This is a genomic window from Arthrobacter sp. MYb224 (genome assembly GCF_002975455.1).
Classification (GTDB): Bacteria; Actinomycetota; Actinomycetes; order Actinomycetales; family Micrococcaceae; genus Glutamicibacter.
The window spans coordinates 189,106-201,884 of sequence record NZ_PCPU01000003.1 but is presented as its reverse complement, the minus strand read 5'-3'; the positions used below and the strand labels follow the sequence as shown (position 1 = coordinate 201,884).

Here is a 12,779-nt window from a genome sequence, read left to right as displayed (position 1 = left end):
TCATCCACGACCCCAAGCCAAGTCCGTGGTTGTTGCAGGAACTAGTGGTTCTCCGTTATGGGTAACGCTCATTTCCCAGCCGGCAATCGCAGCATAGATTTTGATAGCAGCTGGCGTGAAGAACGGGGAAACGAAAAAAGTCCAGAATTGGCTACCTTCAAGCCGCTGTACGGCATCAACCACTTGGTGGCGCACGTGGGTGTCGGGGTCCTTGAAGATACCATGCTTCCACCGACCTTCGGCGCGCTGCTGGTCTCCGGTGGCCACACCGAAATCCTGAAGATCACCTCGCTGACCAACGACGTGCAGCTGCTCGGTGCGACCATCGATGACGCGGCCGGCGAAGCCTATGACAAGACCGCCCGCCTGCTGGGCCTCGGATACCCAGGAGGCCCGGCCATCGACAAGGCAGCCAAGGACGGGGACAGGAAAGCCTTCCGTTTCCCTTGCGGGCTGTCGCTGCCGAAGTTCGTGGGCTCCGCCGAAGAACCGGGCAAGCACCGAAACAATTTCTCCTTCTCCGGTTTGAAGACCGCCGTGGCTCGCTGCGTGGAGCATTTTGAAGCGGCGGGGGAGCCGATCCCGGTAGCGGATATTTCCGCATCTTTCCAGGAAGCGGTGGTGGACGTGATTACGTCCAAGGCTGTGCGCGCTATGAAGGAGCATGGCCTGAAGACTTTGCTGTTGGGTGGGGGAGTTGCAGCGAAGACACGACTGCGAGAGCTACTGGCCGCACGTTGCGCTTCGGCTGGCATCACATTAGTGGTTCCGCCGTTCTCGCTGTGCACGGATAACGGGGGAATGGTGGCGGCGCTGGGCGCTCAATTGGTCGCTGCTGGCGCAGAGCCTTCCGGATTGGATTTTGCCACTGATTCGTCGCAGCCTGTTACTCGGTTTTTATTAGACGAGTAATCGAGAACTTCGAACGGTTGATTGAGCATACGCATTGTTATTTGCTGTGCCGAAGTATTTGCCGGCACAGAGCTATTCCTTCTGCGAGGCCCCGTGCGTCTAGTTGCGCCATTAAAACGTTCCGTATATGAAATGCAGAAGCCGAGAGACGGTGGTGTTGATTTATGGACAACGTAAGCACAGCACGGAAACAGGCTGTGTAGTGTGCCTGATGAAAAGTCGCAAAGTTATGTTAGTCATTGATGGCCGCGATTGGTTGATCTGCCAAGGATGTGCCACCATTTCGGGGAGCTGTCGGAAGATAGAGTGGAATGCAACCCCGAGTGGAACGAATGCTAGGGCGAGCATGTCGTAAATGTTCGGCCGTCGGTGCAGGGATACAGTACTCATTGATTCTGGCTGTGAGCGTTCATGGATTGCGATTTTGCAGTAGCGGTGAATTCGACAGGCTTTGACGACAATCGAGGAATAGCAAATTTAGAAAGTCGCTTCGTTGATGCAAAAGAGCTATGCGCAGAATCTTCTACCTTTGAAATATAGTCCAAATGTGTTGGAAATGAGAGTAGCTGACGGTCTTTGGGTGAGTTTGCTCCGACCCGTTGCAATCCGCAACCGAAGCGACTTAACGATATTTGTCGTGTGTACCGGGTAGATTGAAACTAAGAGTAACCTGGGCATAACCATGCCTTGGGGATACAAAAATGAGCACGACGAACGATCCAGCAACAACACAGGGGAGCCGCGTAGTGGCGCTAAAGAAATCCGACCTCTACAGCTCTCTCTGGAAGAGCTGCGATGAGCTGCGCGGTGGCATGGATGCCAGCGAATACAAGAACTATATTCTGACGATGTTGTTCGTGAAGTACGTATCGGACAAATCCAAAAATGACCCGGACTCACTGATCGAAGTACCGGCCGGTGGATCGTTTGACGACATGATTGCGCTCAAGGGCGACAAGGAGATCGGCGACAAGATCAACAAGATCATCGCCAAGCTTGCCGAAGCCTCTGACCTTCAGAAAGTCATCGACCTCGCCGACTTCAACGATGAAGAAAAACTCGGCAAGGGCAAAGAGATGCAGGACCGGCTCTCCAAGCTGATCACCATCTTCCAGGATCTCGATTTCCGTGGATCGCGGGCCGAAGGTGACGACCTGCTGGGCGACGCCTACGAGTACCTGATGCGGCATTTTGCTACCGAATCCGGTAAATCCAAGGGGCAGTTCTATACCCCGGCCGAAGTGTCGCGTGTGATCGCAAAGCTGATCAACGTCACCCCGGACACTCCGCGATCCGCAACCGTTTATGACCCCACTTGCGGTTCAGGTTCGCTGCTGCTCAAAGTTGCTTCCGAATCGAGCAATGGCCTGACAATTTACGGTCAGGAAAAGGACAATGCCACATGGGCACTGTCCAAAATGAACATGATCCTGCACGGCAACGAGATCGCGGACATCCGCAAGGGCGACACCATTACGAGTCCGCAGTTCACCACAGGTGACTCTCTCGATACCTTTGACTTCATCGTGGCGAATCCACCATTCTCCACCAAGTCCTGGGGCAATGGGCTGGAAAACGAATTCGGGCGATTCGAGTACGGTATGCCGCCGGAAAAGAACGGCGACTACGCGTTCCTGCTACACATCCTCAAATCCATGAAGAGCACCGGCAAAGCTGCCGTCATTCTTCCCCACGGCGTTCTCTTCCGCGGAGGCAAAGAAGCCGGGATTCGTACGCAGCTGCTCAAGCGTGGCTTTATCAAGGGGATTATCGGTCTACCTGCGAACCTGTTCTACGGCACCGGTATCCCTGCCTGCATCATTGTGCTCGACAAAGAAAACGCCCAAGCGCGCACTGGCGTATTCATGGTTGACGCTTCCAAGAGTTTCCTGAAAGACGGGAACAAAAACCGCCTACGATCCCAGGACATGCACAAGATCGTCGACATCTTCGACAAGCAGCAGGAAGTTGAGCGCTATTCGCGCATGGTGCCGCTATCGGAGATTGGAAATGCCTCCAATAATTACAACCTCAACATTCCGCGCTACATCGACTCTTCGGAACCAGAAGACGTCCAGGACCTCTACGCACATTTGCATGGTGGTATCCCGAACCGCGATATAGATGCCCTGCGGGCCAGTTGGGACGCGTTCCCGTCACTGCGAGAGCAACTGTTCAAGGACACTGGGCGCGAGGGATACAGTGAGCTGACCGTCGACATCTCGGACGTACAACAGGCCATTCTGGATTCGGACGAATTCGCTGACTTCTCGGAGCAGACCCGCGTTAAGCTTGCGGCGTGGTACTCTACGCACCGTGCGGCGTTGGAAGCGATTGATGAAAACTTGAAGCCCAACGATCTAGCCGCCGAACTGGGCGATGATCTGCTCGCCCGCTTCAAGAGCACGGCGCTTCTGGACGAATACGACGTCTATGAGCAATTCATGTCTTACTGGCATGCCATCATGCACGACGACATCTTCTTAGTCATGAACGGAGGCTGGCTGAATGCAGCCAAGCCGCGCAAAACTATCGAAGATAAGGACCGGAAGATCTCGGAGATTCCGGATCTCATTGTCGGAACTGGCCGGTCGGCCACCAAGTACAAGATGGACTTGATTCCGCCCGCGCTGATCGTGAATCGGTATTTCACGGAGGATCAAGCCTACATTGACCAGCTGACTGCCATCGCAGACGACGCTGCTCGCCAGATCGCGGAATACAGCGAAGAGCACGCCGTGGAAGAAGGCCTTCTCGCAGAGGCCATGGACGATGGAAAAATCACTAAGGCTCTCGCCTCTGCACGACTCAAAGAATCCAAACGCGAACACGGCGACCCAGAGGAGATCAAAGCCCTCGAACATCTCATCAAGCTCTACAACGGTGAATCGGCGGCCAAGAAGCTCGCCAAGGACGCTAAATCCAAGCTGGACGGTTCTGTCGTCGCGCAATACGGCAAGCTCACTGAGCCGGATGTTAAGGAGCTCGTCCTCGAAGAAAAATGGCAGAGGTCGATCGCTGGCGGCATTGACGGTGAAATTACGAAGCTAACACACAATCTCGTTTCTCGTATTAAGGAACTCGGTGATCGGTACGACGAGAAGGTCGGCGATCTTGAGATTGAGTTGCAGGAGTTAACTGCGAAAGTGGCCGGGCATCTGGCAAAAATGGGTATCAAATGATAATTGACGATGCAAAGCCGGAATTTTCAACGCTGGGCTCAATCTGTAGTTTCGAGAATGGGGATCGAGGAAATAACTACCCATCACCGGGTACATTCGTCCAAATTGGGATTCCGTTCGTGAATGCTGGACACCTGCGTAGCGGCCGCATCTCAATGCGGGGAATGAACTACATTACACAGGAAAAGTTCGATCGCCTTGGCGCAGGAAAATACGCCTATGGTGACATCCTGTTCTGTCTACGCGGTTCGCTTGGTAAGTTTGGTGTAGTCGAGCAGTCGATGCCAGAAGGAGCTATTGCAAGTTCCCTCGTCATAATTAGGCCCAAGCCATCAAAGGTAACTACATCGTTCCTTTCGGCGTATCTGGCATCAGAACTGTGCACCCAACAGATTGAAAAGTGGGCTGGTGGTGCTGCGCAGCCAAATCTAGGCGCCAATAATCTTTCCGAGTTTTCACTTTGGGTACCTTCCATGATCGAACAGGGATCGATCGCAGAAGCCCTCGGCGATATTGACGATCTGGAGGTTACTCTTCAGCGTTTGATCGCCAAAAAGCAGGCGATCAAGCAGGGGTTGATGCAGAAGCTCCTCACCGGCAAGACCCAACTGCCCGGATTCAACGAGCGATGGACTGAATTACGGCTTGGGGAGCTGGCACGAATAAAGACAGGATCGCGAAACAACCAAGACAAAAGGTCTGGGGGAAAATATCCTTTCTTCGTCCGTTCCGCGACCGTTGAGCACATCGATACCTATTCCTACGATTGCGAAGCCATACTCATTCCCGGCGAGGGTGGCATAGGGTCGATCTTCCATTACATCGACGGTAAATTTGAGGTGCATCAACGCGTATACAAGATTAGCGACTTCTTTGATGGCGCCGATGGTAGATTTGTCTACTATTTTATGCGTCAGTTCTTTGGAGCTCACGCTATGGAGAACACAGTAAAAGCCACCGTTGATTCGCTCCGGTTGCCAACGTTTAAAAACTTCCTGATCCAGCTACCGCCTCTCAATGAGCAGCGTGCGATCGTGGCGATCCTTGACGATGCTGAGATGGAGATGAACGCGCTTTGCGATCGCCTTGCGAAAGTTAGCACAATCAAATTAGGCATGATGCAAGAACTGCTCACTGGTCGCACACGGCTAGTGCCGGAGGTGGCCGGCGCATGAGTGTTGGAAAGTCTGTTCGCCTGTTTTTGGCTGACGGTACGCCCGGTGGCCTACTGACGGCCGAGATCATGAACTGGACTGGTCACGTCGTGGCTGCTCCACGTTCGGATCTTGGTGCACTATTGAAACGCCCTGAAGCAAACCGTACCGGTATCTATATTCTGCTCGGCGATGATCCAGACAGCATGGGTGGCACTATTGCCTACATTGGTGAAGGTGACGACGTATCGAAGCGGCTGTACCAACATTCACGCTCCGAGGAACAAGGCGGCAAAGACTTCTGGGATCGGGCGATCTTGCTAACAAGCAAGGACGCGAACCTCACCAAAGCGCATGCCCGCTACCTTGAATCACGATTTATATCGCTTGCACAGAAAGCCAACCGCACACGCCTCATCAATGGGACGGCACCGGCACCGCTTCCCCTACCAGAATCTGATATTTCTGATATGGAGTACTTCATTGCGCAGGCCAAGATCGCATTGCCAGTCTTGGGTGTGAATCTATTCCGCAACACCACGATGGTCACTGAATCTAAAGACGCATCGTCGGGTGGCGAAGTGGTGAAAGAATCGGTGTCGCCTGTTTTTGAATTGCGATCGAAGAAGCACGGCTTCGTTGCCACGGCGCAAGAAATAGATGGCGAGTTCATCGTGCTTGAGGGTTCAACCGCCCGAAATTCTTGGAACGGTGTTGACGACGGCTACAAGAGCCTCCGAGAAAAGCTTGAGCAAGACGGCACCATCGAAATTTCGGTATCCGGCACCGTTGCCCAATTCACGAGGAACCACGTGTTTGCTTCGCCGTCTGCGGCGGCTGCAGTGGTGACTGGGCGTAGTGCGAATGGTCGGAACGAATGGAAGGTTGCTGTCTCGGGCGTGAGCTTCGGACGTTGGCAGACTCAAGAAATAGAACAAGATCTTGGGGGAGATGCATCATGAGTACAGTTGGTCAGATTGAACGTAGTACACAAAATCGCGTAGTGAAGCTGTTCCTCGAGGAACTTGGCTATGAGTACGGGGGCAATTGGGAATACCGTGAAGGTAACTCCCACATCGAAACCGATACGCTGGAGCAGAACCTCCGGGCTCGTGGCTATGACGACAACCTGATCAACAAGGCAGTCGATCAGCTCAAGAAAAACGCATCATTGGGTGGCGGGCGAAACCTGTATGAAGCCAACCGCGATGTCTACGACATGCTGCGATACGGCGTAAAGGTGAAGCCTGGTATTGGTGAAAATACCGAAACCGTCTGGCTGATCGATTGGAGTGATCCCCAAGCCAATCATTTCGTCGTGGCTGAGGAAGTCTCCATCAAGGGCGAACACACTAAACGGCCCGATGTCGTGCTGTACGTCAACGGTCTGGCTATGGGCGTGATCGAGCTTAAGCGCTCCAAGGTGGCCGTCTCGGAAGGAATCCGCCAAAACATCGGCAACCAGAAGAAGGACTTCATTCGCCCGTTCTTCACGACCGTCCAGCTGGTCATGGCGGGCAACGATGTCGAAGGTCTGCGCTATAGCGTGATCGACACTCCCGAAAAATACTGGCTGGAATGGAAAGAGCTCTCAGAAATTGAAGAGCCGCTGGACCGTGCATTGGTTCAGATGTGTTCGAAAGATCGGTTCCTGGAGATCATCCATGACTTCATGGTTTTTGACTCCGGCGTAAAAAAGACTTGCCGCCACAACCAGTTCTTTGGTGTCAAAGCCGCCCAGGAACGGATTGCCAAGCACGAGGGCGGCATCATCTGGCATACCCAGGGCTCGGGCAAGTCTCTGACCATGGTGTGGTTGGCGAAGTGGATTCGTGAGCACCAGACCGTCGGCGACAGCCAGGCGCGTGTTCTGATCATCACCGACCGCACCGAGCTTGACGACCAGATCAAGAAGGTCTTCAACGGTGTCAACGAAGACATCTACAGGACTACGTCGGGCGCTGATCTGATGGGTGCTCTCAACCGGCACGAACCGTGGCTCATCGGTTCCCTGGTTCATAAGTTCCGCAGCGGAGACGACGAAGCCACTCAGAATGACGCCGACGGTGAATTTATCGCTGAACTCAACTCCAAGATTCCGGCTGGCTTTTCTGCCAAGGGAAATTTCTTCGTCTTTGTTGATGAAGCCCACCGCACCCAGTCTGGCAAGATGCACCGAGCCATGAAGCAACTGCTCCCTGGGGCCATGTTCATTGGTTTCACAGGTACGCCGCTACTCAAGGCTGACAAAGCAACCAGCATTGAAACGTTTGGCAGCTTTATTCACACGTATAAGTTCAATGAAGCCGTGCTGGACGGCGTCGTGCTCGACCTGCGCTACGAAGCCCGCAACATTGACCAGGATCTGACATCTCCGGCCAAGGTCGATCAATGGTTCGATGCCAAAACCAAAGGCATGACTGATCTGTCTAAGGCGGAGCTGAAGAAGCGCTGGGGCACCATGCAAAAAGTGGTTAGCTCCGAGCAGCGTTCGAAGCAGATCGTCAACGACATTCTGCTGGACATGGAAACCAAACCACGACTGATGGACATGCGCGGCAACGCCATGCTCGTCAGCGCCAGCATTTACCAAGCCTGCAAGTTCTACGAGATGTTCTGCCAAGCCGGATTCAAGGGCAAATGCGCCATCGTCACCAGCTATGCACCGCAAGCCGGTGATATCTCCAAAGAAGACTCGGGCCACGGCGCCACCGAAAAATTGCGCCAGTATGAAATTTATCGCCAGATGCTTGCCGATCACTTTGATGAGCCTGCCGACCATGCCATGACGAAGGTTGAGCAGTTCGAAAAGGACGTCAAGGAACGGTTCATCAAGGAACCGGGCCAGATGCGCCTCCTGATTGTCGTTGACAAGCTCCTGACGGGCTTTGACGCACCGGCGGCGACCTACTTGTACATCGACAAGTCGATGCGCGACCACGGCCTTTTCCAGGCCATCTGCCGCGTCAATCGCCTGGACGGCGACGACAAGGACTACGGCTACATCGTTGACTACCAAGATCTCTTCAATTCCCTTGAGGACGCTATCACCGACTATACGAATGGTGCGCTGGACGGGTACGAGAAGAAGGACATCGAAGGACTGCTCAAGGACCGGGTCCAGCTCGCGCGTGAGGATCTCGATGAGGCGCTTGAGCGTATCCGTGCATTGTGCGAAGCGGTTGAACCGCCTCGGGGAACCCTTCAGTACCAGCACTATTTCTGCGCCGTTGATCACGGAAATGCCGACCAGATCAAGCGCAACGAAGCCAAACGCGTAGAGCTCTACAAGTCAGTGGCTGGCCTGACGCGATCCTACGCGGCAATTGCCAATGACATGACCGAAGCTGGGTTCTCAGAAGCTGAGGCCGCTGCAATCAGCAAGGAAATCACCCACTACACTTCCGTGCGTGACGAGGTGAAACTAGGCGCAGGCGAAAACGTCGACTTCAAACAGTACGAAGCCGGCATGCGATTCCTACTCGATACCTACATCCACGCTGACGGATCAGAAATGGTTGCAGACTTCGCGAATGTCGGTCTTGTCGATCTGATCGTTCGCGAAGGCGCGGGAGCCATCGACAAACTGCCGCCAGGGATCAAGAAGGATCCCGAGGCTGTTGCCGAAACCATTGCGAACAACATCCGCAAGGTCATCATCGATGAAAACGCGATGAATCCGAAGTACTACGAGAGCATGTCGAGCCTGCTGGATGCGATCATTGAACAGCGCCGCCAGGGAGCCCTCGATTACAAGACATACTTGGAACAGTTGATCGCGCACGCTCAGAAAGTTGGCTCAAAAGAGTCAGACACCGTCTACCCTGCTTGGGCTACGAATGGCGCACAGCGAGCTATTTATGACTTCGAGTGGACTGATCCGGAAACACCGATCAAGGTGGATACCGCGATCATGACGAGCAAGCCACACGATTGGGTTGGCAATAAGTTCAAAGAGAAAGAAGTTGCACGCGCAATTCGACGGGTCCTCCCCGCTGATTTCGATCGCTTCAACGAACTCTTTGACCTAGTGAAGGCTCGCAATGAGTACAGCTAGTGCCTACATGACGGTCTCAGGAATTGATATTGATGTGGTCTACAAACACATCAAGAACCTGCACATTGCCGTCTACCCTCCTCTTGGCCGTGTGCGTGTCGCCGCCCCGGATCGCCTGGACGACGACGCGATTCGCCTCGCTGTCGTGCAGCGCCTGCCCTGGATCAAGAAACAACGCGAACAATTGCGCAGTGCCACGCGGCAGAGCGAACGCGAAATGGTCACTGGGGAATCCCACTACGTATGGGGTCAGCGGTACCGACTGAAGCTCGTAAACGAGCCAGGTCGAATACGAATCGACATCAGCGGCAATAAGCTGACGATGATCGCGCCAGCAGACTGCACTGCCGACCAGCGCCGAGAAGCAATGGAGGAGTGGCACAGGGCTGCGCTCAAGCAGGCGATCCCTGCTTTGATCGCTAAATGGGAGCCGATTGTCGGTCGCAGTGTCTCGAAGTGGACCGTACGCCGCATGAAGACCAAATGGGGCTCATGCAACCGTGAAAGCGCACATATCTGGTTCAACTTGGAGCTCGCCAAGAAGAATCCCAACTGCCTTGAGTACATAGTGGTGCATGAAATGACACACCTGCTCGAGCGAAATCACAACGAAAGATTCACTGAGTTGATGGACGGTTTTTTGCCGGATTGGCGAGCGCGTCGTGACGAACTTAATGCGGCACCGTTAAAGGATGAATCATGGCAGTAGATAAATACCGACCCGAGAGCGAGATTGAGCGCAACTACGCCAAAAGCCTTTGGGCACTCGCCGACCAATTTCGTGGGAATAGAAACCTGTCCGTTTCAGAAATAGGCCTTGCGATTGCGCAAATGAGCTCTAAACGGACAGGTCGAGCGCTTCCCGAAGAACTACTCGAAATACCGAATATCGCAGAGAATCTTCCCAAACAAGTATCTGATTCATTTGGTCCGTTTGCTGAATACTGCGACGCGATTCCAGGCAGGAAAATCCTTCTAGGAATCCTTGAATCTCCGCTCGGAGGCGGGAAGCAATACAGTGAGCTTGTTGCCAAGGATTCACTCACAACCATCGTCACGGAGGCCTTGCGACTAGACCGTCTCAAAGAAACTGATGAGATCGACATCCTTGACCCGACATTTGGCGCAGGCGGTCTCGCACTTCATGTAGGGGAACATGCCGCAAAAAACGCAGGTAAAGTCAGGATATTTGGGCAAGAGATAAACGCCGAAACAACCATTCTCGCAAGGCTCAACTCCTACTTTGCAGATGTCAATGCCGACATCCGCACAGGGGATTCGCTTCAAGGCTCACTCTTCGGAGACAAAAAATTTGACATAATCATCTCGCAACCGCCGTTTGGCCTCCGATGGCCTACACAGATCGCACAGGATCGTCAAAATGGGCGCCTGGATCTGAATGATTTCCCCCTCGGAATGCCGACAAGCTCGCAAGACTCCACGTGGTTATTCATCTCCAGAATCGTTTCGATGCTCAAACATGTTGAACAGGGCGGCGGTCGCGCGGTTATCTTTGTTCATGCGTCGGCACTCCTCCGGGATCACAGTGCCAATGTACGCCGCGAACTCATTGAGAGAGATTTGCTGGAGGCCGTTATTTCGCTTCCTGCAGGATCATTTGCACCATCTACCGATGCACCCGGTTTTGCCTTGGTTATCAATAACATCAAGACGCCACGCCGTACGGGCGTGGTGCAGCTGATTGACCTCAGAACTGAATTCTCACGAGGACGGCACCGTGGATTCCTAGAGAGGACTTTAACAGAGGACGGAGCGAGCAACCTTCGCGCTGCAGTGCATAGCATAAAAAGTGGGCCGATATCGCGAACCGTGCCAAGCGCTCATTTCTTCCGAACCAAGATTAACGTGGGACGTTGCGGGCTTATTTGGCCTGTCGAGATTCCATCCGATGCTGACTTGGACGCATTCATAAGCGCACGATATGACGAGCATACAGTGGCGCGGATCGGAGACGCCGCCGATATTTCCACGGTAATCGATACTCTCACGGCCTTCGAACGGAACTCCAAGACAACAAGCGCTACTCGCGCTATCTCTTGGCCCGAAAAACGACTGTCGCAGTTTGTTACCCGCATACATGCTGATCTCAACGAGAAGCGTGCAAGTATCCCATCCAACCCAAGCATTAAGGTAACGGGTGTCGCAGAGACTGCCGTGGATCAGCCTGCGATAGATGAATCTCGAGAGATCCGATTCGAAATTGATGACAAGAATTTACTACCTGAGTATGTGAATGGCTGGTTGCAAAGCGATAACGGCATCGCCAGTGTCCGACGGGCACTCGCCCGACTCAACCCACATGCAAGTGCACGTGTCATCACCAACACTCCAACCAATCAACTACGCCTCGCAGATGAAGTTCTGATCCCCATACCTTCATTGGATATACAGCGATCACTTGCCAAAGTCGACGCGATGCTTGAAAGCACACAGAACCTACTTGACTCCAGCCGTGAGACCGTTTGGGCAAACCTTTCGGGTACCGAAGAAATCTCGGCGCTGTTCGAACCTCTGCTAGATGAAGGCACCGTTCGTTGGGCCCAAGATCTACCGTATCCCCTTGCTGGGGCGCTTTGGACAATGGAAACGAAGAATACGGACACCGAAAGGCATGCCCAGATCTTTCTGGTCTGGGAGGCGTACGCTGCTTATCTCGCGATTGTCTTGCTATCGGTACTCAAGGCGGACAGCGAGCAGAACACGGAACGGGCGGATCTCCTCGACGAGCTGGTGCGCAGTGATGGAGGTACCCCGGCGCGCGCATCATTCGGAAGCTGGCTTAAGATAACCGAAAGACTCGCCTCCGCGTATCGACGAGACCTAATGTCGGAAACGCCCGATGATCGACAGGAAGTCAGCTTTGCGTTTGCAGGCGCAGACACGAACGCGCTGGAGCGCATCCTCAGCATCGAATCGATCTCCATACTCGAACAAGCCGGTACGCTGCGCAACCAATGGAAGGGGCATTCTGGGTCCCTCACTCAACGTGAAATTAAGACTCAGGTAGATCACATGGAGGGGCTCCTATCCCAGCTTCAAAAAAGTGTTGGACTCGCGTGGCGAAAACTACAGCTTGTCCGAGCAAAGAGTGCTCGTCGCCGTGACGGTATATACATTCAACAAGTCGAAGTGCTTCACGGACCTCAGACTCCGTTCCGACTGGACGAAGTCGAAGTTGCACAGATGATGGATGAGGGACTCTTGTACTTAGTTGGCGGAACCGGATCGATTCCCGTTCTACTTCTGCCGCTCATCGCACTCGAAGCTGCCCCCGAAACCGACAAGTACGCAACCTACTTCTTCAACAGATTTGATACTGATGGCATGCGAATGGTCTCCTACCAGTCGTCTCACGCCAGCGACCTTCACGTGCCGTCCGGCGAGCACCGCTCCCTGTCGGGAATGCTCCAAAAACCAAGGGTGGGTCATGGCTTTTGACATGCTCACAGATGG

General features: G+C 53.7%; 6 protein-coding genes and 1 pseudogene. All 7 read left to right on the top strand.

Annotation, left to right across the window (positions count from 1 at the left end; all coding sequences use genetic code 11):
- Nucleotides 1–135 precede the first annotated feature (135 nt).
- Nucleotides 136–912, top strand: a pseudogene (locus tag CQ017_RS06905) (tRNA (adenosine(37)-N6)-threonylcarbamoyltransferase complex transferase subunit TsaD); the annotation flags it as partial.
- Between the two features lie 701 nt (nucleotides 913–1,613).
- Nucleotides 1,614–4,094: a type I restriction-modification system subunit M gene (locus CQ017_RS06900; protein WP_105553107.1), complete on the top strand. Its 2,481-nt coding sequence runs from the start codon at nucleotides 1,614–1,616 to the stop codon at nucleotides 4,092–4,094.
- On the top strand, nucleotides 4,091–5,269 hold the full coding sequence (locus CQ017_RS06895; RefSeq protein ID WP_096254328.1) for a restriction endonuclease subunit S: 1,179 nt from the start codon (nucleotides 4,091–4,093) through the stop codon (nucleotides 5,267–5,269). Before CQ017_RS06900 ends, CQ017_RS06895 begins: the two co-directional genes overlap by 4 nt.
- Nucleotides 5,266–6,210 carry a GIY-YIG nuclease family protein gene (locus CQ017_RS06890; RefSeq protein WP_105553106.1) on the top strand — a complete coding sequence of 315 codons (945 nt, stop codon included), beginning with the start codon at nucleotides 5,266–5,268 and terminating at the stop codon, nucleotides 6,208–6,210. The genes CQ017_RS06895 and CQ017_RS06890 overlap by 4 nt, the downstream gene beginning before the upstream one ends.
- A complete protein-coding gene (locus tag CQ017_RS06885; RefSeq protein ID WP_105553105.1) occupies nucleotides 6,207–9,305 on the top strand; it encodes a type I restriction endonuclease subunit R in 3,099 nt (1,032 codons plus the stop codon). The genes CQ017_RS06890 and CQ017_RS06885 overlap by 4 nt, the downstream gene beginning before the upstream one ends.
- The gene (locus CQ017_RS06880; RefSeq protein WP_105553104.1) at nucleotides 9,292–10,014 is read left to right on the top strand and encodes a M48 family metallopeptidase; all 723 of its coding nucleotides are present in this window, start codon (nucleotides 9,292–9,294) and stop codon (nucleotides 10,012–10,014) included. The genes CQ017_RS06885 and CQ017_RS06880 overlap by 14 nt, the downstream gene beginning before the upstream one ends.
- Nucleotides 10,005–12,764 (top strand): N-6 DNA methylase, encoded by a 2,760-nt coding sequence (locus CQ017_RS06875; RefSeq protein WP_105553103.1) that lies wholly within the window; start codon nucleotides 10,005–10,007, stop codon nucleotides 12,762–12,764. The genes CQ017_RS06880 and CQ017_RS06875 overlap by 10 nt, the downstream gene beginning before the upstream one ends.
- The last annotated feature ends 15 nt before the right edge of the window (nucleotides 12,765–12,779 follow it).